We start from the raw sequence: 16237 nt of genomic DNA on the forward strand, positions 1-16237 counted from the left end.
CGCAATGGAATTGATCGACTGCAAGGCCCTGGAGCCGGAGATCGTCACGCTGCGGGCGCTGGAGGCGCCGCCGAGTCCCTGGCGCGCCAACCGCGAGGCCCAGCTCATCACCGACAACGCCCAGCGCCTGCTGTGCCAAGACGATCGCGTTGTGCCGGTTGAGTACGCCGACCGTGGCGACGTGCTGCGCTATGACGCTGGCCACTGCCTCTGGTGCCTGATCGACACGACGGGCGACCGGCTGCGCCTGCGCGCGCTGCGCTGCCGGAGCGCCCTAGCGCTGGACCTGCAGATCGGTGTCGACGACCGTCTTGTAGATCAGCTGCACAAGCAGCGACGGATCAAGGAGCCGATCGCCGATGCCGCCTGCGCCTGGGTGGAGGACGAGCTGCTGCTGGCACCCGCGATCGGGCTCGACGGTAAGCGGGCATTGGCCCGAGCCGACGGCGCCGGTACGCACCTGACGCTCGTGGGTCGGCGCCACGAGGCCGAGCTGCGCGAACGCGACGGGCGCTGGACCATCGCGCGCTTCGCTCCGGCGCGGCAGTACGACAGCGAGCTGACGATGCTGCACGGCGAGCTTGCGATCGTTGATGCCAGTGCCGCCGCGGTCCTGCGCTCGCCGGCCCAGCGTCAGCAGTTCCAGGAGTATCTCGATGCCCACGGCGACTACGTGGAGCTGTGGCGCCGCTACGCCGCCATCGAATGGGGCCAGGCCACGGAAGCGGGACGAACGCTCAGCGTGCTGCGCTACCAAGGTCGCGAGCCTTGCGGGGAAGAACAGCTGCGGTGGCGCTACGCGGTGGACCCGGAGCAGGCACGCGCCTTTATGGAGCGCTGGGAGGCATTGGCCTACGATAGCAAATTGCCGGACCTGGCCATCGAAGCCTCCGCCGAACCGCCCGCCTGGATGCTGGACGCTGAGCAAACCAAGGGCATCGACAGCGGCCGTCCAGTCGTCGGCGAGCGCCCGGTGCTGCAAGGCGGTTGGCTCACCCTCAGCTATGACCCCAACCGTGAGCACGAGGCTCCGCCCCCCAGCGGTCTTCTGTGCCTGTCCATTCATGGTCAGCGCAAGGCCCACGAACGCCGCCAACAGGCCCTGGAGCGGATCCGGACCAGCGCTAACCCCATGCCGCAGCTGCGCCTTCTGCTCGAAGGTCAGCCGGTGCCCACCCGCACCGACTGGCGCCCGGAGAAGGCCCTGAGCCGACGGGCCCGTGCCGCCTTCCATGGCGAGCCCACCAAAATGCAGAAGCGCGCCCTGGATTTGGCGCTGAACACGCCGGACATCGCGGTCATCATCGGCCCGCCCGGGACCGGCAAGACCCAAGTCATCAGCGCCCTGCAGCGGCGGCTCGCCGAGGTCTATCCCGATCCGCGCTCCATCCAATATCAACTGCTGATCACGAGCTTTCAGCACGACGCCGTGGACAACGCACTGGGCCGCATTGAGGTTTTCGGCCTGCCAGGGCTGCGCGTGGGCGGTCGCCGCCGCGACGCCGAGAGCCCCGACACCGATCGGCTTTCGGGCTGGCGCGAGATGCGGCTCGCAGAGCTTGTACCAAGGCTCGACGCCGCTATCGCCGCGGAGCCTGTCTTCGCCGACCTGCAGGGCTTGCGCGATGCGACGACCCGGCTACGTATCCAGCCGCTGACGCCTGGGGAGCGCGCCGAACTGGCCCGGGAGATCGACACCAGACTGCAAGACCTCGCCGAAACGCATCGCCTCCGGCCGACCGCCGTCACCGAGCAGCGTTGGCGCGATTGGCTGGCCGCCCGCCAGCCGGAGCCTGCGATCGCCAGCACGCGCGGACCGACGCGCCGACTGTGGCGGCAAGCCATCTGGTCGCTGCGCACGAGCACCAGCGCCTTCGCCGACGACGGTGCCGCACAGTGTTTGCGACTGCTGGACCTGGCCGATCGCCGCGACCAGGACCTACCCGATGGGGACCGCACTTTGCTTGAGGTGCTGGCGATGACGCCTAGTCCGTCGGACCGACAGCTGGCGGATCTCGCGACGCTGCGCGAGCGCCTGCTGACCGCGAGCCGCCCGGATCTACGGCCCCCCGTGCTTCGCAATGTCTTGGACACGGAGGGCTGCCGCTTGCTCGACATCCTGCTCGGCGAGCTGGACGCGCACCTGAAACGGCGCCCGGAGTGGGCTCGACTCGCGATCATCGGTGATTACCTCGACGACATCAGGCTCGACCCGTCGCGCATCGAACAGTCCGTGCGCGCCTATACGACGGTGCTCGGCGCCACCTGCCAGCAAGCGGCGGCCGAGTCCATGCGCGGTCTGCTCAACCTTGATCCCACGGATGGCATCAGCTTCGACACCGTGGTCATCGACGAGGCCGCCCGGGCGACACCGCTCGACCTACTGATCCCGATGGCCATGGGCCGCCGGCGCATCGTGCTGGTCGGCGACCACCGCCAGCTGCCGCACCTGCTCGACCCGGACACCGAAAAGTCCCTGGAAGAGGCCGGTGAACTGACACAAGCTGAAACAAAGGCCTTGGAGGATAGCCTATTCGAACGGTTGGTCCTGCGGCTGCGCCGGCTGGAGGAGGAGCATCCCGGACAGCCCAAGCGGGTGGTCATGCTCGACACCCAGTTCCGCATGCACCCGGTCCTCGGCGACTTCGTCAGCCGCACCTTCTACGAGGCGGTGGGCGAGCCGGCGATCCGATCGGGTCGCCCGGCAACGGACTTCGGCCATCCGATGCCGGAGCTCGCGGGCTGTGTCTGTGCCTGGATCGACGTGCCCGCCCGCAGCCACGACGACCGCGACCGTCGCCTGCCTGCCGGCAGCCGCATCCGCGCCGCCGAGGCCGAGCGCGCCGCCCGCGAGGCCAAGCGCATCCTCGACGCCTGTCCGGACTTGAGCCTCGGTGTTATCACCTTCTACGCCGCTCAGCGCGATCTGATTCTGGAGCATATGGGCGACCACGCACTTACTGAACGACACGAGGGTCGCTGGCGGGTCCGACCCGAGTGGGCGCGCGACGAGCGCGGTGCCGAACGGCTGCTGGTCGGCACCGTCGACGCCTTCCAGGGCAAGGAGTTCGACATTGTGCTTTTGTCCATCGTGCGCACCGACGCCCCGCTGCGGGGTGAGGATCGGGAGCTGGCCCTGACCCGCAAGTACGGCTTTCTGCGCGTGCCGAACCGGATGAACGTGGCCATGAGCCGCCAGCGGCGGCTGCTGATCGCCATTGGCGACATCGCGCTGGCCCGCGCGCCCGAGACCGCCGAGGCCGCCCCGGGCCTGGCTGCATTCCTAGACCTTTGCGAGGGGGCGAATGGCCGTGTTCTCTGATCTGTATTTGGACTATCAGCAAGAGCACTGGGGCACACAGTTGCTCTGGCCCGTCTGGACCTGGACACTCCATGTGCCAGAACGCCGTCGCGACGGTCTCAATGTGCTCGCCTTTACCGTGCTGCGGTTGCACGCCGCAGGCTGCGATGACCCAGACTGGATCGCCGATCACTTGGGCGTCGACGGTGAGCTAATCCGCTACATCGTCGGTGCCGAACTGATCGCCAACGGCCTGCTGGATCAGAAGAAGCGCCTCACCCAGCTGGGCACCAAGCAATTGGAGCGCTCCGGTGAAGGCAGCTTGCAACAGCGCGCCGCGCTGCTTTTCCAGAGCGCCGAGAGCGGCGCACTGTGGCCACGCCAGAGAGGCTCGCTGCGCGAGATCGAGCCCATCGACCTCGGCGCCCGCTATCCGAGCTTCCTCGCCGATCGTGCCTCAGGCCAGACACTGTGGCCTTTCGTATTGTCTCCTGCAAACCGCGACTTACCGCCGCGACCGAGCATCGCCGAGTTCCGCGACGCCCTGCGCCAGGACCGCATCGCGCGCCGCCATCAGCGGCTGCGTGGCAGCGGTGGACGCGACCCCGATGACCTGCCGAGCGACGCCATCGAGCTGATTGACCCGCGCCCGCGCCCCGCCTGGGTGCTGTGCCGGGTCTACAAAGGCCCGACCGACGAGCACCCCTGGCTGGTCAGCGACCCTCTCGGCCAGACGCGGGCTGCCGAGTGGATGCGCAAGGAGGTCTTCGAGGCCAGCCGGCGTCTGCGGGCCTTGGCCAGGCGCCTCGGCGGACTGCTGGGTGAGCCGGACGAGAAGGAAGACTGGGAGACCTACCGCCGGCGGGAGGACGAGCAGGTCCGTTTCGAAGTCTTCGAGCGCTTTCCCGCCGCCGACCAGATACCGGGCTTGGAGGACCGGCTCGTCGAGCTGTTACGGGTGCGGGCCACCGTTGCGGCCGCCGGCAGCCACAAGCGGACTGAGGAGGTCGGCAACCTGATCATCCAGTGCCAGCGCACGCTGGAGCAGTGCTTTCTCTGGCTGTTGACGCGCTGGCCCCTGGAGCGGCCGGGTGACCGTCTCAGCCGGCAGATGCGGGCCGCGGATCTGCAACAGGCGCTGGGCTGTGCGGTGCCTGCGTTATCGAAGCGCTTCATCGAGGGCATGCGCGTGCAGCCGAGCAAGGTCTACGGAGCGCTACGACATGGCACAGGCTCGCTGCGCCAGTACTTGGCTGGGGTACTGCTGTCGCTGCTCGACCATCCACGGCATCCGTTTGGCCAGGTCGCACCGGATGAGGACCTCATGCTGCGACTGTTGGCCCTATCGCAAGACCGCGATGCCGCTGGCCATGGCGGTAACCAGCACACCGATCCACCGGACCGCCAGCTCGCCCTGCGGCATGCCGACACCGCCCTGGACATTGTTGAACGACTGATCGAAGGAATACTGGAAGATGGCCAAGAACAGACGCGTTCGGAACGGAGGCAACCAGCCGAATCACAACAAGCTGCCGGAGCAAATCGGGCGTCTTGACGGCAATCCGGAGATGCCGGAGACGGCAGCCGCGGCCGTGCCCAGCAAAGAAGAACTGGACGCCATGCCGGATGACACGAAGAGCCAATTCGCCGAGCGGCTTACGGCGCTTGATGAGGCGCTCAGCGAGCTCGGCTCGAAGCGTGAGGACCTCAACCGGCGGCTCGCCGAAGCCAAGCAGAGAGAGACCGATCTCTCTGCAGCACGTGCCAATCATGAGCAGAGACAGACGCAGCTGGCCGAGCAGGAAGGCCAGCTGAACGAGCGCGAGCAGACCATCGAGCTGCGCGAACTGGATGCCCGCAACGGTTTCCTTGAGCAACAGCGCGACGCACTCAAGAAGCTCCGCGACGAGATTCGCCGGCTGGAGGCCGAGCGCGATCAGGTCATCGCCAGGACCGAGCAGGAGGAGCAGGAGGCGCGAAAGCGTATCGATGCGATGCGCCCCGCGTTCCGCGACGAGCAGCAGGCGGAAAAGGACGCGCTCTCGCAGGACCGCCAGGCGTTGGAAGAGGAGCGCCAGCAGCTCGGGCTGGATCGTCAAAGGCTGGAGCAGGAGCGACGCAATCAGGATGGCATCGAACGCCAGATCCGTCAGATCGTCAAAGACGAGCATCAGAGCGAGATCGTGGAGTTGAAACGCCGCATCGACCAGGCCCGACGGAACGCGGACGTCGACGCAAAAACAATCGAAGAGCAGCGCCAGGCGCTGGAGGCAGTCGCCGATCTCAATCGGCTGCTGGAACACCATGGCTTTGCTGATGCGGAGGCGCTCTTGAAACAGTTCGAGGCCTTGCGCAGCGAGAATCGCCAGCTGCGCGAAGGCCAGCGGCATCGCTCCCAGGACGATCTAGAAGCCGAGAACGAAGCCTTACGCGAGCGCTGCGACGACTACGAGCAACGACTGGAAGACCAAGCTCAGCAGATTAACGCTCTGAAGAACGAGGTCGGGACACGCCGCCTCGGCGTCTTGGAAAAGCAGACCCTAGAACAGGAAAAGCGTGTGCTGGAGCAGCACAAGCGCGCCTTGGACAGCGCAGTCACCGATCTAGAGCAACGGCTCGACGACCTGACGACACGTCAGCAGGGCCGTTCTGCCTTCGAGGCGCTCACGAAGATGGATAAGGACTTGGTCGGCGGCGTTCCCGTCGATGAAGTGCCAGCACTCGATGTGCTCGCCCAGGAGCTCCGCCAGCGCATCGCCGGCGCCCTGGATGCGCCGCTCTATTACCCGGAGCAGGTCATCCGGCTCTTCTTAGGTGGCCTGGCCATGAGCCAGCTGCATATCCTTCAGGGCATCTCCGGCACCGGCAAGACCAGCCTGGCGCTGGCCTTCGCGAAGGCAGTCGGCGGCCACTGCACCGAGGTGCCGGTCCAGGCCGGCTGGCGCGACCGCGACGATCTGCTCGGCCATTTCAACGCCTTCGAACGACGGTTCTACGAGCGCGAGTGTCTCCAGGCCATCTACCGTGCCAGTACCGAGCCGTTCAGGGATCGCGTCAACATCGTGCTGCTCGACGAGATGAACCTCTCTCATCCCGAGCAATACTTTGCCGAGCTGCTTTCCGCGCTGGAGATGCCGGCGGCACGGCGCAAGCTCGTGCTCACCGAGAGTGCGCTGCCGGACCCGCCGCTGCTAATGCGTGGGAACGGCTGCGAGGGCCGCAAGCTGGGGCTACCCGACAATCTCTGGTTCATCGGCACCGCGAATGAGGATGAGACCACCAAGGGCTTCGCCGACAAGACCTTCGACCGGGCGCACGTGATGGAGCTGCGCGAAAAGGACGAGCCGTTTAAGTTCGAACAGCACGTGAACTCGTTGCCCTATAGCTTCGCCTCGTTGCAGCGCCAGTTCGCCAAGGCGCAGAAAAAGCACCGCCAGGCGGCCGAGGCGGGCCTCGCCGCGCTGCAGAAGAGCGCGTTCACGAACCGGCTTAAGGACGACTTCGATCTCGGCTGGGGCAACCGGCTGGAGCGCCAAGCCCTGCGCTTCATACCCGTGGTCATCGCCGCCGGTGGCAGCCTTGGCGAAGGCATGGACCACCTGCTGGCCACCCGCCTGTTTCGCGCGGGCAAGATCACCGAGCGCTTCGATGTGGGCCTGGATACGCTGCGAGATCTGGAGACGGCTTTGGTCGAGGCCTGGCCGCAGGTTGATTCGAAGAATGATCCGGAGATCTGCCTCGACCGCTTGGCGCGCGAAATCAAGCGCAAGGAGCAGCAGGGATGACGGCCCTGAGGCTCAGGGACCGACTCGATGACCGGCAGCGGCAGGTCAACGACGACGCGCCGCTACTCGAAGGCCGCTGGGTGTTAGAGCAGCCAGCTCGCCAGAACGGCCATACAGAGCTTGCGGGCGGGGACCTGCTGGTCGATGACGGCGCACCCCGCCTGCGTCTTGGCACTGTTGATAGCGGATTTCGGCGCCCGAGGCTGCCGGACGACGACCGCAGCGACTACCAGTTGGCACTGGACGCCATCGCGGCGATCACGAACAGAACGGACCTGACCACGGGACGTTGGCCAAGCCCGCTGCTGCCGGCCGAGCTCGGCCAACAAAGTGAGCCGACCCAGCTGGACACGCTGCTAAACGAAGTATTCGAGCGTGGTCACCTCGACTTTATCGCAATCCGCCCACGGCTCAGCATGCGCTACGACACCGAGCTGCTGCCGGTAGATCGTGCTCGGCGTTTGGATACCGGCTTTCAGCGTCATCTGGCAGCCCATTCAGAGTGCTGGGCCGCCCGCACGTTAAGTGGTGTGGTGCCGAAAATCGTGCTCGGACGCGTCAGCGACGATGATGCTGACATCTACGAACACCGCGTCTATGCACGCCTGCTGGACCACTTGGAACGCTATCTGCGAGGGCGTATCGGCAAACTCTCGGGGATCGCTGCGCGTTATCAGGAAGGACTTAAGTTTAACAATAGCGAAGCCGTAGATTGGCCGTTACGGCGAGACATATGCGAGATCTGGGGGGAAGCGGTCAGCACAGGTGAAGCAAATAGGCTTTTGGATCAAAACCGCGAGCAGCTGACTCACTTAGAGCGATGTCTAAAGCATGTCCAGGCGCTCAAGGGACGACGGATCAAAGGTTCCAACAATGGATCCTTGTATCAGGCGATCCCACGCAATTCTCAGGTTGGCTTGAGCCTAATGCCGACTAACCTGTTGCAGCATGATGCGCACTACCGCCAACTGCGTCGACTGTGGACGGCCTGGCTGGCAGCGACGGCAGCCGAGCGCGAAAGCCCCGTGCAGGTACTCGCTCGGCGCAGGGCGGATGAGGAACGTTATCAGCGCTATATCGGGCTGCTGCTGTTGCGCGTTCTGCATGTAATGGGCTTTCCGGTCACTTGGTTGAGCGAAGCATCGGCACGGGCCAACTGCAAGCGCTGGCATGACGAGGTGAGCTTGGAGAGCCGCCATCATACATGGCGTATCAGTATGAACCAGCATCAATTGGTGCTCGTGCCGTCGGCGGTACCTGTTGATGCTGACACCGCAGCCGAGTGGACCACACGAACATTTGGCAATGGCCGCGAGATCCGCGTACCCTGCCTCTTATATGTCCCAAAGCATATAGATTCAGCATCGCCACCGGAGTGCCTCGTCGAGGCCAATCCGGCCATGCAGCTATCCCCGCTTGATCTTTATGCGCAGGAAAAAGTCCACGCGCTCATAGCTGCTTGGCTCTGGCAGAGGCGTTTAGCTGGCTATGGTGAGATTTTTCAGCGCCTGCCACAAGCGGTCGCTGATGCTTGGCCAGATACCGGTCAGCAGCACTCATTACGTAAACCGCTCAATGATTCTCAATGGAGTCGACTTTGCGAGGCATTAGATCAGCACGCTAACAAAGAGCTGCGAAGACGCATCGAATTCCGAAAACTCCAAGTCGATCGACTTGCGCACTGTCCTGAATGCTCAAGCATAGATACTCGCTTCGATTCCAACACCTCTGGGTTTTTTGCCCAGTGTCGCTCGTGTGGCTGTCGTTGGGAATTGCGTGATCAGCAGTTTCGCTTGAAATCTACTGAGCGAGAAATTCAAGGATTCAAAAACTACGGTCATCGTTTGCTGCATTTCCGTATAAACATTTAATGAACGTCCCCGCCGCAAGCGGCGGGGTATCACTTCGTTCCGCTCGCACGCTTCGCGGCTCGACGTCACTCAATCGCGCCTTTCAGACGCGATCAGTTGATTCGCCGCAAGCGGCGGGGAATATAACCCTGAGAGATTAAAGAATCCACCCGCAGAGCGGGTGGAATTGGATTAACCCCTAAGGGGGTTAATTGGCTGCCGCGAGGCGCTTTCTAGCTGTTACCAAGATCCAAGCGGATGGAGTTGACTGCCAGTCCCAGAGTGCTTGTCGCCGTGATTAGCGTTAGAAGCGGTTCATGCTGACTGGACAGGGCAGAGCGCTGATAGGTACAACCGAAGCCTGTTTTTTTAACCGGCAGAGCCGTTGAACTCTGACCACGCCCTGAGGGCGTGGATTTTCACGTTACGATTAAAAAATCTAGCAAGCAGCAAAGATTAAAAGTATGAAAAATAAATGTATATATTCGTGAAAACCTGAATCAAATCTCTACCTGATTAGTTACGAGTCTCAGCCGACTCGTCTCTTCTAATCTACAATCTGCGAGACCAGTCGGCTCAAAGGTCGCAATCCATTCGAAGTCCTTCGCGCGGCGTTTACATTCTGAGTAGTTATTTACCTTGAGGGTGTTTAGTGATCTGTCGTGGTGCAATCATCGTTTCCCCAGATGGCTTGGCGCTTGGAGCTAAGCCCCTGATAGTTTCGCGCTTGGAAAAAATTGGAGAAATCGACGAGACTGCAACGATAATGCTGCTTCCTAAAGACATTCAGCATCTCTACCGACACCAATACCGATCCGGCTATCGCGCAAGACTTAAAGAGCGCCTGTTCGGGCTGGGGCCATCGCAAGTGTTAAGCCTATGTGTAGACAGCCAATCTGCTTGGGCGCATATTCGCGTTTCAAAAGGACCTAGCAACCCGTATAGATCTGTTTCGGGAACAATTCGGGAACAAGTGGACTCTATTGGAACAGTTTTCTCGGCACTTCATGCTGCAGATACCATGAATGATGCCGAAATAGATCATCAATATTTTTTTCGAGAGTCTAGGCAGTTTTCAGAAAGTCAAGAAGAAAAAGAAGCGCTGTCTTTTCCGCTATGTCTGTCCGTTGTTCTCGGTTATCTCGGCGCTGATGTAACAAACATACGCAGAGTTGACGATACCGCTCGCGGCTTATCGCGAGCATTGCAGCTCACACAGGCGTTAGATATGGTGCGTTCTAGGGCCAACGGCGTTGCGGAGCATCAAAGCGATCTTTTTAGAGCGCTTACCAATTGGAGAGAATGGTCACCTCATATTGCTGAAATTTTTCCAGGAATTGCGGTGCGCGCTAACGTAAGACTTGATCCTTGGTGCCAATTGGTAATCGAATCTGGGATCTCTTTTTTTCACAGCGACCTTTCAGATGCGCAATTCGAATAAACGATTCGATCTGGCAATCGTGCCAAAATACTTTGGTGCCTCATGGGGTGGTCTTCAAAACTTCACGAATAGACTCAACAAGAAGCTCTGCAATCTCGGAGTAAATACTACGATCCTATCTCCTAGGCACGAAGGACAAGATCCTAATAAATTTTGGTTGAATCTTCCAGAACGTTTAAAAGACCTTGGCGGGGTGCGTGTTCTTCTGGCGATAGGCCTTGAGTACGACGAAAATGTTGCGTTACAGATAAAGTGCCTCTCACATCTCGAGAGATTCGAGGATACGCGAGCATGGTTGCGAATTGCTACTACGGGAGACCTCACTCAGCGCGCGAATTTGATACCAAATGATGCGCTACACAGTATATCGGGATTGATTGTCTTGAATCGAGCGATGCTTAGCGAGGCTCATAGTTTGCTAGATCAAGACCGTGCTTACTTGATTCCTGTAGGTGTTGATACCGAAAGGTTTGCACCAGTTACTTTGGAAAATAGGGCTGTATTGCGACAGAGATTTGGTCTGCCGGATGAAGCTACTATTGTTATTGCCCCAACTCGTGACGAAGACCGCAAGCGGATTGAGGTCTTACTGGAGGCAAAGAGAATCACGCAAACCAACGTATTGTTATGGTTAGTAGGGCCAGGTGGCAATTCTGGCCGCATGACGAATCTGGTGAATAGTAGAGGTATCTTGGTTTCACCACCAATTCCAGAAACAGAAATACACATGGCATATCAGTGTTCAGATATTTTCGTCACGGCGTCCGAACGTGAAGGGATGAGTAACGCTGTTGTAGAAGCAGCAAGCTCTGGACTTCCTGTGTGTGCGCCAGCGATTCCAGGCATATTAGAGATCTGCGAAGCTTTTAACAATCAAGGATTTATTTTGGTCAATGAAAACAGCCCTCAAGCATTGGCCGAGGCCTTAAGAATAGTTCAGCGTGGTTCGCCACGAAAAATGCGCCAACTAAGAGAACCTGGATTGCAACGCTTCGATATTTCAGAAGTTGCTATGAGCTATGTGAGGCTGTTAGATCTGACTTCTACCGCTATGCGCTATGTACGGTCCTGAGCGGAGAGCCTCGTGGATGAGCGTGAGAGTCCGATAAAGAGGTTACATAATACTGAGCATGCACAACGGCTGACTGATCTTCCATAAGTTTGCAGAAATCAGGGTTTAAAATCTGTGCACGAATTTATGTACTTAGCGATGCGCGAGAGAGCTGGAACAAATGATCCCGATGCTGTAATGGAGTGGCTGATGAGATGGACTTCTAGCTTTCTTAAATCGCCCAGGTTTGTGGGCTCGGGTGGTGAGGGTCTTGTGTTTGCAGAATATGGGTGGATACACAAATTTCTAGTGAACTGGAGTTATCCGCGACGCGACGCTGACCAGACACAGGCGCGATTAGAGATTCTTGCGGATAAGATATATGATCCTTTACGACTGTATAATTTTTGTGTTAGGCGACCAACAACTGATATTATTTGGATATCATATAAGGCTACCCCTGGAAAGCCGGTAGGCCCCCACGACTTCTTGGAAGACACAGTTTCCAGAACAGAGAAAGAACTTGTTGCGTGCCTTGAGGAGCTTGCTGCTAAAGGCTATGGCCATAGTAATCCAAAACCAAGCAATTTCGTCTGGGATGATTCGCGGTTGCGTCTCGTTGACTACGGAAGCGATTGTCGACCTATACAAGAGGCAATTTTCGAATTGTCACGTATTGTATTTATCGAAGAAGGAGAGAGGAAGCATAAGTGGGAAGAATAGCGAATTTATATCTTGTAAGACATGCCGAGGCGAATTGGAGCGCAGATTCAGAAGACCCTAGTCTAACTTCAATAGGAAAGTATCAAGCAGAAATTATTGCTAATAAGCTTCTCGAAAAAAGTGTTACGAAAATAGTAACTTCTCCAATGCGTCGAGCAGAGGAGACGTCTAGAATTATAGCTTCATTTTTAGAAGTACCGATTATTCGGAATAAATTATTTTGCGAGATTTCGTCTGTGAATTATGGTTTTAGCATTATTTCGGATGTTATGCAGTCTATATTGCTATCTGATAATAATCTATGTGCCGTATCTCATGGCGGTTTATTACGCTTGATCGCTGAATCGCTTGGAGTCGATCGCTTCCTTCTGGATCGTAGCAGAGACCGGCATGGTAGTGCGCACGCGCTTGGGGAAGTCTGGCAGTTGAACCTATTGGAGAAAAAACACAGGTTTTATGCGAAGGTTGGCACTCAATCGGAATCGCGCCCGTCCTTTATTAATCTGCGACTCATCGGCAATGAATAACAAGCCCATAAAATATCAGTCTTATTTCGGGAAACCTCTTGTTTATATAGATATTACTAATGAGTGCTCAATAGGTTGCGAGTTTTGCATGTATCGGGATAAACATGGCAGTTCAAATCTTGTTATGAATGCTGTGACCCGTGCTTTAATCGGAAACCTGAGCAGTGGAGCCATGTTAGTCTGTATTAGCGGTGAAGGTGAGCCGCTAAATGCTCCATCATTGTGTCTTGATGTCTTGGAGTCCATATCACGCGGGACGGCTGTAGAGTTTATTTCAAGTGGAATTGTTTCATGGAGTAGATTCGATAGATTCATTGAAATTTTGGATGAAAAAGCGGCTTTGCAGGATCTTATCATTACTTTGAGAATCAGTGTTGATAAATGGCATTTCGCTAAAGCGAGAGATGGATTGTACCGGCGCATTGCAGAGCGTGTGCTGTCTAGCGGGCGGATTCGCTTGCGATTTCGTTCGGTGCTTTCTGATTACGCAACGGTCAAGAAGCGTTTGATAAATGAATTTAGTTCGTGCCCAGGGAGAATACACTGGAGATGGTGTTCGCAAATAGAGGCAAGTATCGCAAGCGAAGAATTTGTCATCCCGATTGATTTCAAGAGCCTAGCTTATTCTGGAAATTCGCTTGTAAGAGCAGGCGGTGGAGATTTGATTAATTATTTATCCGGCTTGGAGATGCGTTACGGGAGGCGTTTCACTCTCGGAAACTTGTCTTCTGTCAGTAAGTTACCCGGCCCTGATATTGTGATTAAGCATGACGGGGTGGTTTCTCTCTATGGTTTGGAAAGCGTGCTAAGATGGCGAGTTGATGATGTGACATTGGATTTAGAAATGATCCAGGTCACGATTAGTAACACACCATTAATTCATTTGCTATATTCCATGCCTCTTATGGATGTGATTGAGAGCGTCGATTCGACAGAAAGAATATGGGAGATTCTTCTTCAGTCCAACAATCCATACTGGGCTGTTAGGGAAATTGTTTCCCTATTTGGTGACGAGATTGCTGAATTAGCTGCAGATAGGCGGGCGTTCTCCGGCTATGAAGGTAGATCATGAGTTCTTGCGTGAAAAATCAAAAATTACTTATCTGCGCCACACATTCGGGTCTGGCAAACAGGTTGAAATGTCTGATTTCTTCAATAAGAATATCTGAGCTTATCAATAGAGATCTCCGCCTCTATTGGCCGATTAATGAACGATGTGGGGGGCGCTTCTCAGACATCATACGAGCTCCGATAAGCGAAGTAGAATCTGTCAAAAATGGTTATTTTTTCGGTCGTGACGAGTATGTCCGGGACGTGCCTGAGACGTCAATAATAGTTCACACATGGAGATTTGCTTTATTAGAGAGCGATGTGGACGAAAAGCTAGAGTATGTAGATTTTGTTTATGATTTAAATAAGATTCCAGATGCTCTTAAGGTATCGCTATGCAATGCAATGCGCCGCCTGATGATCCCTAGCTTAGAAGTGCAGCAGAAGGTTGAAGGTGTAATTACTAATGAGTTCATGTCAGAAATGATCGGAGTACATGTTCGCAGAACAGATCATAAGCTGGCCACAAGTAGTTCGCCAAATGAAACAATATGGAGAGGCATTCAAGAAGCAAAAATACGACTGCCTAATGCTGGTATTTTCTTGTCTACTGATTGCAAGAAAACTGAAGAGGAGTTCTTAGATAAGCTTGGGAGCATGGGCATTGTATATAGGAAAAGCGAGATACGAAGAGATACGCGCGAAGGTATCGAGGATGCATTAGCGGATTTACTGTTACTCGCGAAATGTGACCTGCTAGTCGTGAGCGCGTCTAGTACATATTCAGAATTGGCATGGTGGTTAGGGGGGCATAAGCCGGTAATAGTGGCGAACAAGAAAAATTAGTGAAGATTTAGTAAAGATAGTCGAATCTAAATAGCTTGATTATCTGCGACCGAAGCAGTCAATCGTATAGTTCAAGGCCCGGAGTATTAGGTATCAGGATATCGCGAGCCCGCATGCTTACGCGCTGCTTTTGATCGTGGGGCGGATTGTCAATTTCACCACTGTAGACAATACCCTTAGAATGAGACCATACTGCTGCTGCAGTGCACATGTGTCAATGGTCACGAAAAATGCGCAGGTGGCGCGGCTGGAGATGGAGAACGAGATCCTAAAAAACCGTGAGTTCTTTTTAAGAATCTTGTGAATTAAATAGGATATGAACCCAAGCCTAAAGGTTGTCACGTCGCGAGGGCGTGAGGGCGACTTGGAGTCCCGCCACGCATCCTGAGCGACGATGACACTCCGGATTATTGAGTCTTTGACTGATCGATTACCGACATGACCAAGAATCACGCATTCAAAAAAACTTTCCAGACGCATCGTGAGAGATTTTTGTCGAAGATGGAAAATGTAGTGCCGTGGAAACTTTTATTAGACACCCTAGATCCGTTGTATTTTCTGGATACAGTAGGTTGTCGCGACCATTTATCAGAAAATCTGGAATTAATGTTGCGGATGTACTTCGTACAACAATGGTATGGTATAGACGATGAATCCACAGAAGATTTTATCTACGACAGTCGATCGCTAAGTAGTTTTGTGGGATTGGATCTAGCGTGTGATTTTGTGCCTAATGCTATGAGACTATCTAAATTTAAACGTTGGCTGGAAGAATCTAAGCTAATACAACTTATCGATGAAGTAGTGAGAAATGAATTAAGCTATCGGGGATTATTGTTGCGCGAGGCGACTCTAGTAGATGCTGAAACTATTGAGATTTCATCCTATAAACAGAACAAATAAGAATCTTATCCTCAAAATAAATCGCATCTTTCCAGTAAGTGGAATTTAAATAATAAAGAAAGAAGCATTATTATAGTTAATGGTATGGCTCGCAGCGGTTCCACTGTTGCATTTAATATAGTTTGTGACTTGTTAGATGCGTGTGAAAAGCCATATGCAAAATATTATTCTGGAGATTTTTCCAGCTCTAAGTCTATATCAGATCATGTAAATCAAAATGAAAAATTATCTTTTTTAATAAAAACTCACAAAGTAGATAAAATTTTATTTAATTTATCAGAAAAAGATACCGGAAAATATATTTACACAAAAAGAAATATTTTTGAAGTTTCAGCAAGTATTATTCGCATGTCAAAAATTAAAGATTCGCCTTTTTATAAAGAAAAAGGCATAAGTCTTTATGAGCTTCTAACTGGTTTAGAAATTCACGTTAGTGAATACAATAAGCGATTAATTTATCTTCTTGTTTAATTTTTGATGCTGAGGATTTCTCCGATCATTTTTTACGCCAGACTGTTATTAAAATAAGCGATTTTTTAGAATTTAAATTAGATGGCTTTGTTTTTGATAGCATCTTTGATGCTAGACAACAAAAATCTGGCGCAGATTATTCTAAAAGCCTTAGACGCTGTATAGGAACTAAGTAACTGATTCGCTGTCGAAAAAATCTGAATAACATGGCGATTTAATACGAATGCCCTCTTTTCATTCGGAGGAGATCAAGATGAATTCAGACAATGCCCATACACCTTTACGCTAT

Annotated in this window: 11 protein-coding genes; all 11 read left to right on the forward strand. The window is 55.1% G+C overall.

The features are described from left to right. The first annotated feature begins 4 nt into the window (after positions 1-4). The 11 genes from G3480_RS12960 (at position 5) to G3480_RS13010 (ending at position 15948) form a co-directional block, all read left to right on the forward strand. Positions 5-3322 carry a DEAD/DEAH box helicase gene (locus G3480_RS12960; protein ID WP_164654313.1) on the forward strand — a complete coding sequence of 1106 codons (3318 nt, stop codon included), beginning with the start codon at positions 5-7 and terminating at the stop codon, positions 3320-3322. Beyond that, positions 3306-4856: a hypothetical protein gene (locus G3480_RS12965; protein ID WP_164654314.1), complete on the forward strand. Its 1551-nt coding sequence runs from the start codon at positions 3306-3308 to the stop codon at positions 4854-4856. Before G3480_RS12960 ends, G3480_RS12965 begins: the two co-directional genes overlap by 17 nt. After that, the gene (locus tag G3480_RS12970) at positions 4777-7086 is read left to right on the forward strand and encodes an AAA family ATPase (RefSeq protein ID WP_164654315.1); all 2310 of its coding nucleotides are present in this window, start codon (positions 4777-4779) and stop codon (positions 7084-7086) included. The genes G3480_RS12965 and G3480_RS12970 overlap by 80 nt, the downstream gene beginning before the upstream one ends. Next, positions 7083-8957: a hypothetical protein gene (locus tag G3480_RS12975; protein WP_164654316.1), complete on the forward strand. Its 1875-nt coding sequence runs from the start codon at positions 7083-7085 to the stop codon at positions 8955-8957. Before G3480_RS12970 ends, G3480_RS12975 begins: the two co-directional genes overlap by 4 nt. Positions 8958-9588: 631 nt before the next feature. Continuing rightward, on the forward strand, positions 9589-10377 hold the full coding sequence (locus G3480_RS12980) for a nucleoside-diphosphate kinase (protein ID WP_164654317.1): 789 nt from the start codon (positions 9589-9591) through the stop codon (positions 10375-10377). After that, complete coding sequence (locus tag G3480_RS12985) at positions 10361-11449, forward strand: glycosyltransferase family 4 protein (RefSeq protein WP_164654318.1); 1089 nt, start codon at positions 10361-10363, stop codon at positions 11447-11449. The genes G3480_RS12980 and G3480_RS12985 overlap by 17 nt, the downstream gene beginning before the upstream one ends. A 689-nt stretch (positions 11450-12138) precedes the next feature. Next, positions 12139-12678: a histidine phosphatase family protein gene (locus tag G3480_RS12990; RefSeq protein WP_164654319.1), complete on the forward strand. Its 540-nt coding sequence runs from the start codon at positions 12139-12141 to the stop codon at positions 12676-12678. Next, the gene (locus G3480_RS12995; protein ID WP_164654320.1) at positions 12671-13750 is read left to right on the forward strand and encodes a hypothetical protein; all 1080 of its coding nucleotides are present in this window, start codon (positions 12671-12673) and stop codon (positions 13748-13750) included. The genes G3480_RS12990 and G3480_RS12995 overlap by 8 nt, the downstream gene beginning before the upstream one ends. An 8-nt stretch (positions 13751-13758) precedes the next feature. Beyond that, entirely contained in the window at positions 13759-14574 is an 816-nt protein-coding gene (locus tag G3480_RS13000; RefSeq protein ID WP_164654321.1) for an O-fucosyltransferase family protein, read from the forward strand. A gap of 438 nt (positions 14575-15012) precedes the next feature. Then, positions 15013-15477 carry a transposase gene (locus G3480_RS13005; RefSeq protein WP_164654322.1) on the forward strand — a complete coding sequence of 155 codons (465 nt, stop codon included), beginning with the start codon at positions 15013-15015 and terminating at the stop codon, positions 15475-15477. Between the two features lie 84 nt (positions 15478-15561). Then, entirely contained in the window at positions 15562-15948 is a 387-nt protein-coding gene (locus G3480_RS13010) for a hypothetical protein (RefSeq protein WP_164654323.1), read from the forward strand. The last annotated feature ends 289 nt before the right edge of the window (positions 15949-16237 follow it).

It is taken from the genome of Thiorhodococcus mannitoliphagus, from assembly GCF_010915725.1.
Classification (GTDB): Bacteria; Pseudomonadota; Gammaproteobacteria; order Chromatiales; family Chromatiaceae; genus Thiorhodococcus; species Thiorhodococcus mannitoliphagus.